The sequence below is a fragment of the Methylobacterium sp. BE186 genome, assembly GCF_031457035.1.
Classification (GTDB): domain Bacteria; phylum Pseudomonadota; class Alphaproteobacteria; order Rhizobiales; family Beijerinckiaceae; genus Methylobacterium; species Methylobacterium segetis.
Map to the genome: position 1 here is coordinate 157,839 of NZ_JAVDVV010000001.1, position 15,700 is coordinate 173,538.

Below are 15,700 nucleotides of genomic sequence, written 5' to 3' on the forward strand. Positions count from 1 at the left end.
CGTCCTGTCGTGAGGCACGGGGGCCGGCCCCGGGGCACAGCGGGTGCCCCAGGCAGCGCAAGCGGTGCCAGGGTGCCCGCGATCTGGCCTCCCGAACGGGAGACCGAAATCGCGACCGCCCCCGGTCCGCGCCGTCTTCAGAATGAATTCAATCTAAGCCAGCTGTCCGCCGCGCGGCAACACGGGTGCATCGCCTCCCGGCCCGCGAACCCTGCGCGGAGCGCATGGTATGTGCCCTTTCGCACAGGGCGCGGCCCGGTTCAGACTGTGACCTGGGTGCCTACCTCGACGACGCGTCCGGTCGGGATCTGGAAGAAGTCCGTCGCGTCGTTGGCGTTCTTGGCGAGCGTGATGAAGATCCGGTCCTGCCAGAGCGGCATGCCGGAATGCGCCGCCGGCCGGATCGAGCGGCGGGACAGGAAGAACGACGTCGCCATGATGTCGAACTTGAAGCCCTGCTTGCGCAGGAGCGTCAGGGTCTTGGGGATGTTCGGCTGCTCCATGTAGCCGAACTTCATCACGACCTTCGAGAAATGCGGCCCGATCGGCTCGATGCGCACCTTGTCCGCTTGGTTCGAGCGGGGGGTGTCGACCGTCTCGACCGTCAGGATGACGTTCTTCTCGTGCAGGACCTTGTTGTGCTTGAGGTTGTGCAGGAGGGCCGCGGGCGCGATCTCGGGGTCGCTCGTGAGGAACACCGCCGTGCCCCGCACGTGGTGGGGCGGGCTCTTCTCCAGCATCCCGACGAGCTCGACCAGCGGCACGTCGGTCTTGCGGGTCTTGTTGAACAGGATGGTGACGCCCCGCACCCAGGTCCACATCAGCACGATGAGGCAGCCCGCCACGAGCAGCGGCACGTAGCCCCCCTCGAACACCTTCAGGAGGTTCGAGAGCATGAACAGGAACTCGACCACGATGAAGGGCATGATCGCCGCCGCGGCCGCGATCGGCGACCAGCGCCAGTAGCGCCAGAGCACGATGAAGGAGAGTGAGGCGGTGAGCAGCATCGTGCCCGTCACGGCGATGCCGTAGGCCGAGGCCAGCGCCGAGGAGGAGCGGAACAGCACCGCCAGCACCACGACGCCGATCATCAGGAGCAGATTGATCTGCGGCAGGTAGATCTGGCCCGAATGGGATTCGGAGGTATGGCGGATCTCGAGCCGCGGCAGCAGGCCGAGCTGGATCGCCTGCCGCGAGAGCGAGAAGGCGCCCGTGATCACCGCCTGGCTCGCCGTGACGGTGGCGAGCGTCGCCAGAACCACCATCGGGATCAGGCCCCATTCGGGCACGAGCTGGTAGAACGGGTCCGTCGTGTCGGGCTTGGCGAGCACCAGCGCGGTCTGTCCGAGGTAGTTGAGGACGAGGCAGGGCGCGACGAGGCCGAGCCACGCCACCTGGATCGGGCGGCGCCCGAAATGGCCGAGATCGGCGAAGAGCGCCTCCGCGCCCGTCACCGCGAGGAAGACGGCGCCGAGCGCCACCAGCGCGCCCGAGCCGTGGCCAAGCAGGTAATGCACCGCGTACCAGGGGTGGAAGGCCCAGAACACGCCGGGATTGGCCAGGATGTGCGGCAGGGCCGCGAGCGCCAGGGCCAGGAACCACACGACCATGATCGGCCCGAAGAAGGCCGCGACCTTGCTGGTGCCCCGGCTCTGCACGAGGAAGAGGGCAACGATGATGCCGACCGTGATCGGCAGCACCGAGTTCTCGAAGGCGGGGGTGACGAGCTTCAAGCCCTCCACCGCCGAGAGCACGGAGATGGCGGGCGTGATCACGGCATCGCCGTAGAACAGCGAGGCGCCGAGGAGCCCGAGGGTGAAGACGAGGCGCGAGCCGCCGAGCGACTTCCGGGCGAGCGCCATCAGCGAGAGGATGCCGCCCTCGCCGTTGTTGTCCATCCGGAGGAGGATGGCGACGTACTTGATGGTGACGATGAGCAGCAGCGCCCACAGGATCAGCGAGGCGGTGCCGAGCACCTCCTCGGCGAGCAGGATGTTGTCGGCGCGCGCCGGCGCCAGCGCCTCGCGGAAGGCGTAGAGCGGGCTCGTGCCGATGTCGCCGTAGACGACGCCGACCGAGCCGACGACGAGGGTCCAGAAGCTCGCAGGGGCGTGCCCCTCCTCGGGCCCGTCCAGGACCCCCGCCGAGGTCGGCGGGGTGCCTCCGCCCTCGCCGGGCGCGGGAGCTCCGGAGGCCGTGCCGGAAGCGCCCGCGGCGGAGGCCGTACCGGAAGCGCCCGCGGCGGCTTGAGCGGCGGGGACGCTCGGTGTGGCGGAGTGCGTCATGAAGGGCGATCTAGGGTGAGGGCCGCCCGAAGGCTCGCGACGCGGCGCATCGAGGACGCCATGGGGACGCGATGCCGTCCGGGGCACGCGCGCCCGGCGCTCGCCGGGCCGCTCAAGGGGATCGTGCCGGCACGCTTAGCACGCGGCCGGAGCGGCGGAAACAGCGACCTTTCGGCAAGCCCCGGCCGGGCCATCGGCCCGGCCTCGGGATCAGCGGGCGAGCCTCACTCGGCGGCGCTGCGGGCGCCCTGGCCGAAGCGGCGCTCGATGTAGTCGATGACGATGGTCTCGAAGTCCTTGGCGAGGGTGGCGCCGCGCAGCGTCATCGCCTTCTTGCCGTCGATGAAGACCGGCGCGCTCGGGGTCTCGCCCGTGCCGGGCAGCGAGATGCCGATATCGGCATGCTTCGACTCGCCCGGGCCGTTCACGATGCAGCCCATCACCGCGACGTTCAGCCCTTCCACGCCCGGATAGGTCTTCTTCCATTCCGGCATCGAGGTGGTGATCCAGTTCTGGATGTCGCGGGCCAGCTCCTGGAAGGTCGTCGAGGTGGTGCGCCCGCAGCCCGGGCAGGCGGCGACCAGGGGCACGAAGGTGCGGAAGCCCATCGTCTGCAGGAGTTCCTGGCTCGTCTTGACCTCCAGCGTGCGGTCGCCGCCGGGCTCGGGGGTGAGCGAGTAGCGGATCGTGTCGCCGATGCCCTCCTGGAGCAGCACGCCGATGGCGGCCGAGGCCGCGACGATGCCCTTCGAGCCCATGCCGGCCTCGGTCAGGCCGAGGTGGATCGCGTAGTCCGAGCGGCGGGCGACCTCGCGGTAGACCGCGATCAGATCCTGCACGGCCGAGACCTTGGCCGAGAGGATGATGCGGTCCTTCGGCAGGCCGAGATCCTCGGCGCGCTTGGCCGAGGAGAGGGCCGATTGCACCATCGCCTCGCGCATCACGGCGCGGGCGTCGATGGGCCTCGGGGATTTCGCGTTCTCGTCCATCAGGTGCGTGAGGAGCTCGCCGTCGAGCGAGCCCCAGTTGGCGCCGATGCGCACGGTCTTCCCGTACCGGATCGCCTGCTCGATGATCGTCGAGAACTGCGTGTCCTTCTTCTCCTTGAAGCCGACATTGCCCGGGTTGATCCGGTACTTGGCGAGCGCCTCGGCGCAGGCCGGGTGGTCGGAGAGGAGCTTGTGGCCGATGTAGTGGAAGTCGCCGACGAGGGGCACGTGCACGCCGATGCGGTCGAGGCGCTCGCGGATCTTCGGAACGGCGGCGGCCGCCTCGTCGCGGTCGACGGTGATGCGGACGAGTTCCGAGCCGACCCGGGCGAGCTGGGCGACCTGCGCCACGGTGCCGTCGATGTCGGCCGTGTCGGTGTTCGTCATGGACTGGACGACGACGGGAGCGCCGCCGCCGACGGTGACCGCGCCCTCCCCCGTGCCGACGCGCACGCCGACCGTGCGGTGCCGGGGGGCCGGCCCTGCGATCTCGGGGCCGGTTCCGCCGAGGGTCTCGGGAGCGGCTGCGGCTGTGGTGAGTTCCATCGATGGACCTTGTCTGCAGGATCTCGTCTGCGATCCTTCGGGGCGCGCGTGGCCCGGGCCGCAGGGCTCCCGCCCCGCCCGTCTCCGGGTTTCGCCGCCCCCGGCGGCCCGGGCCCGCTCGTTCGGAGCCGGCGCGCCGCCAGGATCAACTCAAGAGATGCGCAGGATACGCGCGCGTTGGTTTAGCTGAGATTGCCGGCCCGCAGCGTCAAGCCGAGGCCGCGCATGGCAGCATCGCGCGTGTCATGTCGCATCCGGGCGCGAATGTCGAGGCGGAGGGCCGTTCTCCCCGATTCCGGCGCCCCGCCCCTGCGGGCGGCCGGGCTTGCGGCCCTTTCGCCTCATCGGCTGCCCCGGCCCCGTGCGCCGATTCGCGGAACGGAGGCGTCGGCCGGCCGTTTGGCCTGGCCGTTGCTGTTGCAGCGCAACATACCATGTTGAGAGGCATGACGGATCCCATGAGCCGCACCGAGAGACCAGCCCCGCCCGCGGCGAACCCGCACGGGCCGGAGCCGCACAACCCGGCCACCGCCGTGCCCGAGCCCGTGCAGTCCGAGGACGGGATCGAGGCGCGGTCCGAGGCGCGCCCGCCGATGCACGTCCTGGCCGGTGCGCGGGCGGAGAAGACCGTCGCCCTCGCCCTTCAGGGCGGCGGCGCGCACGGCGCCTTCACCTGGGGCGTGCTCGATGCGCTGATCGAGGATGGCCGCCTCGGCTTCGAGGCGGTCACGGGGGCGAGCGCGGGCGCCATGAACGCGGTCGTGATGATCGACGGCTGGCTCTCGGGCGGCCCCGAGGGGGCGCGCGAGGCGCTGGAGCGGTTCTGGCGGGAGGTCAGCCTCGACGGCGACCTCTGGCCGGCCCAGCGCCGCGTCGTCAGCGGGCTGCTCGGCCTGTGGCAGGGCAACCCGGTCGCCGAGTTCTGGACGAAGGCGCTGATGCCGAGCCCCTACGTCGCCAACCCCCTCAACGTGAACCCACTGCGCAAGGCTCTGGCCAAGCAGGTCGATTTCGAGCGGCTGCGGGAGGCCGAGACGGCGGGCGTCTACGTCTCGGCCACCAATGTCTGGACCGGCAAGCTCGCCGTGTTCGAGCGCGAGCGGCTCACGGTCGACCACCTGATGGCCTCGGCCTGCCTGCCCACCGTGTTCCAGGCGGTCGAGATCGACGGCGTGCCCTACTGGGACGGGGGCTATCTCGGGAACCCACCCCTCTATCCCCTGCATCGCGGGGCGCGCACGCGGGACATCCTCCTCGTCCAGATCAACCCCGTCGAGCGGCGCGAGACGCCCCGCACCGAGGCCGAGATCCAGGACCGGCTGAACGAGATCACGTTCAACGCCAACCTGATGCGGGAGCTGCGCGCGATCGACTTCGTGGACAACCTGATCGACGAGGGCGTCCTCGGCCAGGGCGCCTACGAGCGGGTGCGGGTCCACCGGATCGACGGCACCGACGCCCTCGAGGATTACCCGGCCTCCTCGCGCCTCGACGCGCGCTGGCGGGTGTTCGAGCGCCTGCGCGACCGGGGTCGCGCGGCCGCGCAGGCGTGGCTCGCGGAGCATTTCGAGCGGGTCGGCCACGAATGCACCCTCGATCTCCACGCCGCCTACCAGTAGTCTCAAGCACAAACCCCGTCCGCGACGGGCGCGGGCGGGGATTAAAGGTGCCTCGGCACCCGTCTGAACCGGTATGACATCCGACAAGTCGAAGCGTCCCGATATCGTCGAGTTGCTGGTGCCCCTGAGGCGCTACGCGCGCTCGCTCACCCGCGACACGCTGAGGGCCGACGATCTCGTGCACGACACCCTCGTGCGCGCCCTGGAGGCTCAGGCGACCCTGCGGCCGAGCACCAACCTGCGCACCTGGATGATGACGGTGCTGCACAACGTCTTCATCGACGACCAGCGTCGCAAGCGCGTCGAGGCGCGCCACGCCGACGTGCTGGTGCAGATGAGCGACGAGGTGGCGCTGCCCGCCCAGGAAGGGCAGGTGCGCCTCGCCCAGATCCGCGAGGCCTTCCTGACCCTGCCCGAGGAGCAGCGCGCGGCCCTGCATCTCGTGACGATCGAGGGCATGGCCTACGCCGATGCCGCGGCCGTGCTCGGCATTCCCATCGGGACCCTGATGTCGCGGCTCGGCCGCGGACGCGCGGCGCTGCGGGCCTTCGAGGAGGGCCGGCCCGCCCGCAAGCCGCCCGAGCGCGAAGGGGGAGGCTCGGAGCGGCCGCATCTGCGCCTCGTGCCGTCGAGCGGCCAGCCGGAGATCCGGGGAGCCCCGCCCCTCGGCTACGAGAGCCGGGCCGTCGGGGAAACCTGAGGCCACCCGCACCGGCCGCCGCATCGGCCGGTCTCGCGATCGTTCAAGATGCGCCCGGACAGGGCATGAGGACCTGCCGCCATGGTCGACCCGATTACCGATTCCGATCTCATCGCCTTCGTGGACGGCGAGCTCGACGTCATGAGGCGCCTGGAGGTCGAGGCCCATCTCGCGCGCCACCCCGAGGTGGCGGCCCGCGTGATGGCCGAGATGCACGACAGCGACGCCCTGCGCGCCGCCTTCGCCCGGCTGCCCGGTCCCGGCCCCGAGCGTAACCGGGCTGCCGCCCGCAGGCTCGACCGCTCGCTCCGCTGGCGCTCCGTCGGCGCCCGCCTGCGGCGCGCGGCGGCCATCGCCATCCTGGTCGGGGCCGGCTGGCTCGCCCATGCCGAGGTCGGCGGGTTCGGCGTGCCCGATACCTTCGCCTCCCCGATCGATCCGACCTTCGTGGAGGACGCGGCGCAGGCCCGCCAGACGGCGCAGCTGCGCGCCCGCATGGCCTCGCAGCGGCCGACGCCGGCCTACGACCGGGCCGACATCGAGGCGGCGACGGGCATCCGCCTGCCGGACCTGCCCGCCGGATGGACGGTGCGGGACGTGCAGGTCTTCCCCGCCCATCGCGGCGCGGGCGTCGAGGTCGCGATCGACGCGGGCGCCCTCGGAGAGGTCTCCCTGTTCGCCACGCACCGCAAGTCGGGCGCCCGCGAGAAGGAGGTCGTCCGCTCCAGCGACGGCACCACCGCCTACTGGACGGCGGGCGGCTCCACCTACGCCCTCAGCGGCACCCGCGACGCGACCGACCTGCGGCAGGCGGCCGCCGACCTCGCGGGCGAGATGGGCCGGGAGAAGCTCTGAGCTGGCAGATCGGCCTCTCCGAGACCCGTCCGGGTCGGCCCGCCGAGGGCGGCCTCCCGGGTGGGAGAGGTGAGCGGCGGACCTACCGCCCGCCCTCGATCATCGAGGGCGTCCGGTCCGTCGCGACGAGGGCGCGGGCCTCGGCCGCGTCGACATCCATGCGGGCGACCAGCGCCTCGGCGCTCGCGAAGCGCTCCTCGCCGCGGATGAAGGCGAGGAACTCGACCTCGAGCGCCTGGCCGTAGAGGTCGCCCGCGAAATCGAACAGATTGACCTCGAGGAGCGGCGCCCCGTCGTCGAAGGTGGGGCGGCGGCCGTAGCTCGCCACGCCCGCGCGGACCCGCCCGTCCGGCAGCCGCGCCCGCACCGCGTAGATGCCGTGGGCGAGGCCGCAATCGTCGAGCGCGATGTTGGCGGTGGGGTAGCCGAGGACCCGCCCGCGCTTGTCGCCGTGGCGGACCTCGCCCCGCACGAACCAGCGGTAGCCGAGGAGCGCGTTCGCCCGGGCGATGTCGCCGCCGGAGAGCGCCGCGCGGATGGCGCTGGAGGAGACCGGCTCCGCCTCGTCGAACAGCGAGACCGCGGGAAGGATGCGGCAGGACAGGCCGTAATCCCGGCAGAGCCCGGCGAGCAGCGTCGGCGTTCCCTCGCGCCCCCGGCCGAAATGGAAATCGTGCCCGATCACCACGCCCGAGAGCCCGAGATCCTCCACGAGCAGGCCCCGCACGAAGTCGCGGGCGCCCGTGCCGGCAAGGCCCGCATCGAAGCGGCGCACGACGAGCCCGTCGAGGCCGAGGCGCCGGAACACGATCTCCTTGGCGCCGGGGTCGGTCAGGCGGAACAGGGGGAGGTGCGGCGCGAAATAGGCCCGCGGATGCGGCTCGAAGGTGAGGACGACGGCCGGGCGCCCCTCGGCGCGCGCGCCCGCGCGCACGGCCTCCACGAGGCTCCGGTGGCCGCGATGCACCCCGTCGAAATTGCCGATCGCCGCCACGGCGCCGCGCAGCTGCGGCGGCAGCGGCTCGTCCTCGCGGCAGACCGTGAAGGGCCGCGCGGGTGTCTCGTCGGCGGACGACATCGGATTCATGGGGCGTTGCGGGGCGGGTGGGCCGGGCTCTGGGGGAGGAGGCCGGGCGGACCCTGTCGAAAACCGCACGGGGGGTCAAGCGAGGGGCACGGGCCCCGCGGGTGGGGCGCGTACGGATGCGCGCGCAGTTAACCGCTTCGCAAGCGGGTCTCCGGTAATTTCGCGACTACGAGGCGCCGCGTCGCTGGGCGCTTCCCTCAATATGCAGGGGACGCCGCACCGTCCCCCGGGAATACGGAGCGAAGAACCCCCATGGCCCTCGATCTCAGCATGCCGATCCTGGTCGTCGACGACTACCAGACGATGGTTCGCATCATCCGCAACCTCCTGAAGCAGCTCGGCTTCGAGGAGGTGGACGACGCCTCCGACGGGACCGCGGCGCTGGCCCGGCTGAAGAGCCGCAAATACGGCCTCGTCATCTCCGACTGGAACATGGAGCCGATGACGGGCTACGAGCTGCTGCGCCACGTGCGCGCCGACGAGTCGCTGCGCACCACGCCCTTCATCATGGTCACCGCCGAGTCGAAGACCGAGAACGTGATCGCCGCCAAGAAGGCCGGCGTGAACAACTACATCGTGAAGCCGTTCAACGCCGCCACGCTCAAGAGCAAGATCGAGGCGGTCTGCGGCGCCTGAGGCGTCCTGTCGATCACGGCCCCCCGGGCGGAGGGGCCGGCACGCGTACCGGCGGCGCCCGTTCGGCGCCGCCCTGTGGAGTGAGCGCGGATGCTATTCGCACGCAAGACGCGGGATTCGGCTCCCGAGCGGCCCTCGCCGGCGGTGATCCACGAGCTCGTGGAGATCGCGGAGTATATCAGCCATCTGCGCCAGGAGATCGCGGCGCTGCGGGCCAACGAGATCACCCGCGACCGCATCCCGATGGCGCACGAGGAGCTCGGCAACGTGCTCGAGGCGACGGCCGGCGCCACCAACCGGATCATGGCCTCCGCCGAGGAGATGCTGTCCCTGCCCGAGGACGCCGATTACCGGGTCAACGTCGAGGCGAAGATCTACGAGATCTTCGAGGCCTGCGCCTTCCAGGACATCACCGGCCAGCGCATCTCGAAGGTGGTCGAGGCCCTGCGCCAGCTCGAATTGCGGCTCGCCCGCTTCGCGAACGCCGTGAAGGCGCGGGACGAATCGGGCGTCGATCCGAGCGAGGCCGATCGCCTGGGCCGGGCCGAGCGCCTCCTCCTCAACGGGCCGCAGATCGGCGGGCCGGCCACCTCCCAGGACGACATCGACGCCCTGTTCGCCTGAGGCGCCTACCAGACGAGCCGCTCGATCAGCGCGTCGGGGTGCACGCTCTGGCGGGCGAGCCAGTCGGCCGCATCGCCCAGCCGTTCGTGCTCGCCGAGCACGCCGAGCTCCTCCGCATGGATGCCGCGGGCCACGAGCAGGCTCGGGATGCCGAACGCGGCGGCCCCCGCGATATCCGTGCGGAGCGCGTCGCCGATGGCCAGCACCCGGGCCCTGTCCGGCGGGCCGGCGGCGTCGAGGGCCGCCGCCTTCTCCAGCGCCGCCTCGTAGACCGGCCGGTAGGGCTTGCCCGCGTAGACGACCTCGCCCCCGATCTCGGCGTAGGCCGCGGCGATCAGCCCGGCGCAGGGGATGAGCTTCCTGTCGCGCTCCACCACGAGATCGGGATTGGCGCAGATCATCGGCACCGCGCGGGCGCGGAAGGCCGCGAGTGCGGCGCGGTAATCGTCGGCCGTCTCGCGCGTGTCGTCGAACAGGCCCGTGCAGACGACGAGGTCGGCCGCCTCGGCAGGGACGAGATCGAGGTCGAGCCCCTCGAAGATCGGCCCGTCGCGCTCCGGCCCGAGATGGTAGATGGCCGCCCCCGCGCGCCGCGCGATCAGGTCCCGCGTGAGGTCGCCGGAGGTGAGGATGGCGTCGTAGGCCTCCCGCGGCACGCCGTAGCCGTCGAGGATCCGCTGCACGCCCGGCCAGGGCCGCGGCGCGTTCGAGACGAGGATCACCCGGCGCGGCCGGCCCTCGGGGTCGAGGCGGCGGAAGCGGATCAGGGCCTCGCCCGCCGCGCGATGGCCGACCGTGCCGTCGTGCAGCACGCCCCAGACGTCGCACAGGAGGAGGTCGTAGCGCGGCGCGATGTCCGCGATGCCGGCGAGGACCGGGACGGCGGCCCGGCCCTGGGCTGGAACCGCCGCGGCGGATGAGGCTGTCATGAAGCGTCCCGGGATGGCTCTGGTCCAGGCCCGGTTAGGCGGCGCGCCCGCCGATTGCAACGCCCGCCCTCAGCTCGCCCGGCGCAGGAAGTCGCGGAACGGCCGCCGCTGCGGCGGCGGCTCGGGGTCGTCGGCCGGGGGCTGAGGCGGGGGCGGCGCGGGGGGCGCAGTCAGAACCTCCGCCCGGACGGCGCGGGGCGCGGCGAAGACGCTTCCCTGCGCGAAGGGCACGTCGAGGTCGATCAGGTCGGGCACGTCGCCCTCGTGCTCGACGGCGCAGGCGACGAGGCGGATGCCGGCCCGGGCGAGCGCCGCGACGAGATCCTCCACCGCGATGTCGGAGAGGGGGCCGCGGCCCGCCGCCTGCCGGAGCAGCAGGTCGGCCGGCACCTTGACCTGCCCGACGCCGCGCTCGGCGAGCGAGAGGGCGTCGAAGCGCAGGTCCGTCGGGCGGTCGAGGATGAAGCCGATGCGGCCGCGGAGGGCGGCAAGCGCCGCCGCCTGCTCGGCGTCGAGGTTGCGCCAGCTCGCCTGCGGCAGCGCCATCACGATCCGCCCCGCGAGGCCCGGCTCGGCGGCGACGAGGCGGGCCAGCGAGCGCAGGAAGCCGGGCTCGTAGAGGGAGAGCGGCGAGAGCCCGTAGGCCACCGCCGCCTCGCTGCCGCGCCCCGCGAGATGGCGGGCGATGGTGGCGACCCGCTGCAGCATGCGCCGGTCGAGGTCGGTGGTGCGGCCGTAGCGCTCCAGCACCGGCAGGAACGCCTCCGGCGCCAGGACCTCGCCCTCGACCCGCAGCCGTGCCAGCGCCTCGTAGGAGACGACCTTGCGCTGCGGCAGCACCACCACGGGCTGCAGGTGCACCTCCAGGCCCTCGCGGTCGAAGGCCGCCACGACGGCCTCGTCGCGGGCGCCCCGCTCCGGCCTTGCGCCGGCCGGGCCCGGGACGATGTCGGCCCCGGACGATCGCGGCAGGGGCGGGATCGGCCGCGGCGCGAAGGCGGCCGGCCGCGCCGGCTCGGGCGGCGGCGGCGCGACGGGGGCGGCGGGGATCGGCATCGGGGCGACCGGTGCCGCGAGGACGGGCGCCGCGAGGACGGGCGGCGGCGGCGCGACGGGCGGGGCCGGCCGTTGCATCTCCGCCTTGAGGCGGGCGATCTCGCCGTCCTGCGTGGCGACCACGGAGGCGAGGTCGCGCACGATGCCGCTGAGGAGGCCGATCTCGACGGTCACCTCCTCGATGCCGGTCGCGAGCGCGGCCGTGTCCGCCGGAGGCTCGGCGGCCGCCGGCGCCGCCGCCCCGGCTTCGAGGCGGATCAGGCGCTTGGCCAGCACGTCGAACTCGGCGGAGAGCTTGTCGCAGCGCCGCGTCAGCGCCGCCGCCCGCCGATGCGAGAGGAGCGCGGCGAGCGCCGCCGCGAGGGTCAGCGCGAGGGCGGCGGCGAGGGGAGAGACGATCGCGAGGGGGCCGAGCAGGAGGAGCCCGAGCAGAGCCAGGGCCAACAGGCTGCTGCGCCGGCCGAAGATCCGGTCCATCGGACTAAGCCCAAACCCCTCGAACGCGGGAACGGAAACCTGCACCGGACGGACCGCGCCGAATCGGGGCATCCCACCTTGTTGCCGAGGCGGTCCGGCCCGGCAAGGCGCGAGCCGGCAAGGGCCGCCGATTTCCGGCCGGTGTGACATGGACTTGCCGGGCCCGATGACTTGCCGGGCCCGATGACTTGCCGGGCCCGATGACCCTCCCGGTCCCGGGTGCCGGATGCACGCCTGGGCCGGGCGCCCTCGTCGAACCGCCTTGCATCGCCGCGCCGAGGGTCCGACATGGGATGGGACGCGGCCGAGAGAGGACAGGGCTCATGGACGAGAGGCAGGTGGACCTCCTGATGATGCGGGTCGAGGGCATGACCTGCAGCGGCTGCGCGGAGGCCGTGCGCCGCACGATCCGGCGCCTCGACCCCGGCGCCGAGGTGGAGGTCGACCTCGCCCTCGGGCGCGTCGCATTGCGCACCCGCGCCCAGAGCCTCGAGGTGGCGCAGGCCCTGACCGGGGCCGGCTACACCGCGACCGCGATGACGGGCTGACGGGCCTGGCGATGCCCGCTCCGCTCCCGGGCACCTTGCCAGGCCCCTTGCCAGGCCCGAACGACCTCGGCGCGTGGTGGATGCCGTTCACGGCCAACCGCGCCTTCCGCCGCAAGCCGCGCCTCGTCTCCGGCGCGGAGGGCATGCACTACGTCACCCCGGACGGGCGCCACGTCCTCGACGGGATCGCGGGCCTCTGGTGCTGCAACGCGGGCCATGCCCGCGAGCCGATCGTGCGGGCGATCCGGGCGCAGGCGGGCGAGCTCGATTACGCGCCGCCCTTCCAGTTCGGGCATCCGGCGGCCTTCGCCCTGGCGGGGCGGCTCGCGGCGCTGGCGCCCGGCGACCTCGACCGGGTCTTCCTCTGCAATTCGGGCTCGGAGGCGGTCGACACGGCGCTGAAGATCGCGCTGGCCTACTGGCAGGCCCGCGGCGAGGGCCGGCGCACCCGCCTGATCGGGCGCGAGCGCGGCTATCACGGCGTCGGCTTCGGCGGGATCTCGGTCGGCGGCATCGCGGCCAACCGCCGGGCCTTCGGGCCGGGTCTTCCGGGCGTCGACCACCTGCCCCACACCTACGACCGGGCGCGGCAGGCCTTCACGGTCGGCGAGCCGGATTGGGGCGCGCATCTCGCCGACGACCTGGAGCGGATCGTCGCGCTCCACGACGCGTCCACGATCGCGGCCGTGATCGTCGAGCCGATGGCGGGCTCGACCGGCGTGCTGCCGCCGCCGAAGGGCTATCTCGAACGGCTCCGCGCGATCTGCGACCGGCACGGGCTGCTCCTCATCTTCGACGAGGTGATCACCGGCTTCGGGCGCCTCGGCCACGCCTTCGCCGCCGAGCGCTACGGCGTCGTGCCCGACATGATCACCTTCGCCAAGGGGGTGAATTCCGGTACCGTGCCGATGGGCGGCGTGATCGTGCGCGAGCCCGTCCACGCGGCCCTGATGGAGGGGCCGGAGCACGGGGTCGAGCTGTTCCACGGCTACACCTATTCGGGCCATCCGCTCGCCTGCGCGGCGGCGCTCGCCGCCCTCGACCTCTACCGGGACGAGGACCTGTTCGCCCGCGCCCGGGCGCTGGAGCCCGCCTTCGGGCAGGCGGTGATGAGCCTCCGGAGCCTGCCCGGCATCCTCGACATCCGGACCGTGGGCTTGGCGGCCGCGATCGACCTCGCGCCGCGGCCCGACGCGCCGGCCCTGCGCGCCTTCACCATCATGGACCGTGCCTTCGAGGCGGGGCTCGTGGTGCGGGCGGCGGGCGACACCCTGGCGCTCACCCCGCCGCTCATCGTGCGCGAGGACCAGATCGGCGAGATGGTCGATCGCCTGGAGCCGGTGATCCGCGCCAACCCGTGACACGGCCCGCGCCCGGCCAGAATGAAAATTTGCCGCCGCCTTCAAAATTTCCGACGCGCAATTCCGCCCGCCTTCGCGCAAACTGCTCCGATTGTTCAGGCTCGGCCCTTGGCCTGCGCGCTCCTCGGCCTAAGAGAGGCGCACGGCCCGGACCGGCAGCCCTCGGGGTGCGCACCGTCCCCGGCCAAGAAACGCCAACGCCACACGATGCCCTCGTGAACAGGTGAGGAAACCATGCCCTCAGACATCGAGATCGCCCGCGCGGCGACCCTGAAGCCGATCGCACAGGTCGCCGAGAAGCTCGGCATCCCGGAGGACGCGCTTCACAATTACGGCAAGCACATCGCCAAGATCGACCACGGCTACATCGCCTCCCTGGAGAGCCGGCCCGAGGGCAAGCTCGTCCTCGTGACCGCGATCAGCCCGACGCCGGCCGGCGAGGGCAAGACCACGACGACGGTCGGCCTCGGCGACGCCCTGAACCGCATCGGCCAGAAGACCATGATCTGCCTGCGCGAGCCCTCGCTCGGCCCCTGCTTCGGCATGAAGGGCGGCGCGGCCGGCGGCGGCAAGGCGCAGGTCGTGCCGATGGAGCAGATCAACCTGCACTTCACCGGCGACTTCCACGCCATCACCTCGGCCCACTCGCTCGCCGCTGCCCTGATCGACAACCACATCTACTGGGCGAACGAGCTCAACATCGACGTGCGGCGCATCTTCTGGCGCCGCGTCGTCGACATGAACGACCGGGCTTTGCGCGCCATCAACCAGTCGCTCGGCGGCGTCGCCAACGGCTTCCCCCGCGAGGACGGGTTCGACATCACGGTCGCCTCCGAGGTGATGGCGGTGTTCTGCCTCGCCAAGAACCTCGAGGACCTCGAGGAGCGCCTCGGCCGCATCGTCATCGCCGAGACCCGCGACCGCAAGCTCGTGACGCTGAAGGACGTGAAGGCCACGGGCGCGATGACCGTGCTCCTCAAGGACGCGCTGCAGCCGAACCTCGTGCAGACGCTGGAGGGCAACCCCGCCCTCATCCACGGCGGCCCCTTCGCCAACATCGCCCACGGCTGCAACTCGGTGATCGCCACCCGCGCGGGCCTGCGGCTGGCCGACTACACGGTGACGGAAGCGGGCTTCGGCGCGGATCTCGGCGCCGAGAAGTTCATCGACATCAAGTGCCGCCAGGCCGGGCTGAAGCCCTCCGCGGTCGTCATCGTCGCGACGGTGCGGGCGCTGAAGATGCACGGCGGCGTCAACAAGAAGGACCTCGGCTCGGAGAACATCGAGGCCCTGGAGCGGGGCTTCGCCAACCTCGAGCGGCACGTGACGAACGTGCGCAATTTCGGCCTGCCGGTCGTCGTCGGCGTCAACCACTTCTACGCCGACACCGACGCCGAGCACGCCAGGCTGAAGGCGCTGTGCGCCGAGAAGCTCCAGGTCGAGGCCATCACCTGCAAGCACTGGGCGGATGGCGGCGCCGGCGCCGAGGAACTCGCCCACGCCGTGGTGAAGCTCGCCGAGGGCGAGCAGAAGCCCCTGACCTACACCTACGAGCCCGAGGGCAAGCTCACCGACAAGATCAAGGCGATCGCGACGAAGCTCTACGGCGCCGCCGACATCCAGATCGAGTCGAAGGCCGCCACCAAGCTCGCCGCCTTCGAGAAGGAGGGCTACGGCCAGTTGCCGGTCTGCATGGCCAAGACCCAGTACTCGTTCTCGACCGACCCGAACCTTATGGGCGCGCCCTCCGGCCACCTCATCGGGGTGCGCGACGTGCGTCTCTCGGCGGGCGCCGGCTTCGTCGTGGTGATCTGCGGTGAGATCATGACCATGCCGGGCCTGCCCCGTGTCCCCGCCGCGGACACGATCCGTCTCGACGCGAACGGCCAGATCGACGGGTTGTTCTGATCGTCGGCCCGGCGGCCATCGAGGCCGCCGGGCCTCATCGCCCTTGAGGCTGGGTCCGGATATCCGTATTTTACGGAAAA

At 72.1% G+C, this 15,700-nt stretch carries 13 protein-coding genes; 8 read left to right on the top strand and 5 right to left on the bottom strand.

The genetic code is table 11. The features are described 5' to 3' along the window. Positions 1-260: 260 nt before the first annotated feature. Both J2X36_RS00710 and ispG read right to left on the bottom strand, forming a co-directional pair. The gene (locus tag J2X36_RS00710) at positions 261-2,285 is read right to left on the bottom strand and encodes a potassium transporter Kup (protein ID WP_132251836.1); all 2,025 of its coding nucleotides are present in this window, start codon (positions 2,283-2,285) and stop codon (positions 261-263) included. Positions 2,286-2,509: 224 nt separating this feature from the next. Further along, positions 2,510-3,820 carry a flavodoxin-dependent (E)-4-hydroxy-3-methylbut-2-enyl-diphosphate synthase gene (gene ispG / locus J2X36_RS00715; RefSeq protein ID WP_132251834.1) on the bottom strand — a complete coding sequence of 437 codons (1,311 nt, stop codon included), beginning with the start codon at positions 3,818-3,820 and terminating at the stop codon, positions 2,510-2,512. A 458-nt stretch (positions 3,821-4,278) separates the two neighbouring features. Between ispG and J2X36_RS00720 the strand changes: the two genes are divergently transcribed. From J2X36_RS00720 to J2X36_RS00730, 3 genes are all read left to right on the top strand, one after another. Next, the gene (locus J2X36_RS00720) at positions 4,279-5,439 is read left to right on the top strand and encodes a patatin-like phospholipase family protein (protein WP_310344770.1); all 1,161 of its coding nucleotides are present in this window, start codon (positions 4,279-4,281) and stop codon (positions 5,437-5,439) included. A gap of 73 nt (positions 5,440-5,512) precedes the next feature. Continuing rightward, complete coding sequence (locus tag J2X36_RS00725) at positions 5,513-6,139, top strand: sigma-70 family RNA polymerase sigma factor (protein WP_132251830.1); 627 nt, start codon at positions 5,513-5,515, stop codon at positions 6,137-6,139. A gap of 81 nt (positions 6,140-6,220) precedes the next feature. Continuing rightward, positions 6,221-6,994 carry an anti-sigma factor gene (locus J2X36_RS00730; protein ID WP_132251827.1) on the top strand — a complete coding sequence of 258 codons (774 nt, stop codon included), beginning with the start codon at positions 6,221-6,223 and terminating at the stop codon, positions 6,992-6,994. A gap of 82 nt (positions 6,995-7,076) precedes the next feature. Here J2X36_RS00730 and J2X36_RS00735 read toward each other — a convergent pair whose 3' ends face one another. Beyond that, the gene (locus J2X36_RS00735) at positions 7,077-8,072 is read right to left on the bottom strand and encodes a bifunctional riboflavin kinase/FAD synthetase (protein ID WP_310344774.1); all 996 of its coding nucleotides are present in this window, start codon (positions 8,070-8,072) and stop codon (positions 7,077-7,079) included. Between the two features lie 261 nt (positions 8,073-8,333). On the opposite strand from J2X36_RS00735, the gene J2X36_RS00740 reads away from it, so the two are divergent. Together J2X36_RS00740 and J2X36_RS00745 are read left to right on the top strand one after the other, a co-directional pair. Continuing rightward, positions 8,334-8,717 (top strand): response regulator, encoded by a 384-nt coding sequence (locus J2X36_RS00740; protein WP_109889715.1) that lies wholly within the window; start codon positions 8,334-8,336, stop codon positions 8,715-8,717. Between the two features lie 90 nt (positions 8,718-8,807). Further along, a complete protein-coding gene (locus J2X36_RS00745; protein ID WP_310344783.1) occupies positions 8,808-9,341 on the top strand; it encodes a protein phosphatase CheZ in 534 nt (177 codons plus the stop codon). A gap of 5 nt (positions 9,342-9,346) precedes the next feature. On the opposite strand, the gene J2X36_RS00750 is transcribed toward J2X36_RS00745, so the two are convergent. After that, the gene (locus J2X36_RS00750) at positions 9,347-10,270 is read right to left on the bottom strand and encodes a TIGR01459 family HAD-type hydrolase (RefSeq protein WP_310344786.1); all 924 of its coding nucleotides are present in this window, start codon (positions 10,268-10,270) and stop codon (positions 9,347-9,349) included. Positions 10,271-10,339: 69 nt separating this feature from the next. After that, on the bottom strand, positions 10,340-11,803 hold the full coding sequence (locus tag J2X36_RS00755; RefSeq protein WP_310344788.1) for an EAL domain-containing protein: 1,464 nt from the start codon (positions 11,801-11,803) through the stop codon (positions 10,340-10,342). Between the two features lie 323 nt (positions 11,804-12,126). Here J2X36_RS00755 and J2X36_RS00760 point away from each other — a divergent pair, with 323 nt between their 5' ends. The 3 genes from J2X36_RS00760 (at position 12,127) to J2X36_RS00770 (ending at position 15,620) form a co-directional block, all read left to right on the top strand. Further along, positions 12,127-12,351, top strand: a complete 225-nt coding sequence (locus tag J2X36_RS00760) for a heavy-metal-associated domain-containing protein (RefSeq protein WP_132256922.1) — start codon at positions 12,127-12,129, stop codon at positions 12,349-12,351. 11 nt (positions 12,352-12,362) lie between these two features. Continuing rightward, the gene (locus J2X36_RS00765) at positions 12,363-13,712 is read left to right on the top strand and encodes an aspartate aminotransferase family protein (protein WP_310344791.1); all 1,350 of its coding nucleotides are present in this window, start codon (positions 12,363-12,365) and stop codon (positions 13,710-13,712) included. 234 nt (positions 13,713-13,946) lie between these two features. Next, positions 13,947-15,620: a formate--tetrahydrofolate ligase gene (locus tag J2X36_RS00770; protein ID WP_310344793.1), complete on the top strand. Its 1,674-nt coding sequence runs from the start codon at positions 13,947-13,949 to the stop codon at positions 15,618-15,620. Positions 15,621-15,700: the final 80 nt, after the last annotated feature.

Coding starts and splice junctions, on each gene's coding strand:
- J2X36_RS00710 (WP_132251836.1), bottom strand. CDS start 2,285: ATGACGCACTCCGCCACACCGAGCGTCCCCGCCGCTCAAGCCGCCGCG.
- ispG (WP_132251834.1), bottom strand. CDS start 3,820: ATGGAACTCACCACAGCCGCAGCCGCTCCCGAGACCCTCGGCGGAACC.
- J2X36_RS00720 (WP_310344770.1), top strand. CDS start 4,279: ATGAGCCGCACCGAGAGACCAGCCCCGCCCGCGGCGAACCCGCACGGG.
- J2X36_RS00725 (WP_132251830.1), top strand. CDS start 5,513: ATGACATCCGACAAGTCGAAGCGTCCCGATATCGTCGAGTTGCTGGTG.
- J2X36_RS00730 (WP_132251827.1), top strand. CDS start 6,221: ATGGTCGACCCGATTACCGATTCCGATCTCATCGCCTTCGTGGACGGC.
- J2X36_RS00735 (WP_310344774.1), bottom strand. CDS start 8,072: ATGTCGTCCGCCGACGAGACACCCGCGCGGCCCTTCACGGTCTGCCGC.
- J2X36_RS00740 (WP_109889715.1), top strand. CDS start 8,334: ATGGCCCTCGATCTCAGCATGCCGATCCTGGTCGTCGACGACTACCAG.
- J2X36_RS00745 (WP_310344783.1), top strand. CDS start 8,808: ATGCTATTCGCACGCAAGACGCGGGATTCGGCTCCCGAGCGGCCCTCG.
- J2X36_RS00750 (WP_310344786.1), bottom strand. CDS start 10,270: ATGACAGCCTCATCCGCCGCGGCGGTTCCAGCCCAGGGCCGGGCCGCC.
- J2X36_RS00755 (WP_310344788.1), bottom strand. CDS start 11,803: ATGGACCGGATCTTCGGCCGGCGCAGCAGCCTGTTGGCCCTGGCTCTG.
- J2X36_RS00760 (WP_132256922.1), top strand. CDS start 12,127: ATGGACGAGAGGCAGGTGGACCTCCTGATGATGCGGGTCGAGGGCATG.
- J2X36_RS00765 (WP_310344791.1), top strand. CDS start 12,363: ATGCCCGCTCCGCTCCCGGGCACCTTGCCAGGCCCCTTGCCAGGCCCG.
- J2X36_RS00770 (WP_310344793.1), top strand. CDS start 13,947: ATGCCCTCAGACATCGAGATCGCCCGCGCGGCGACCCTGAAGCCGATC.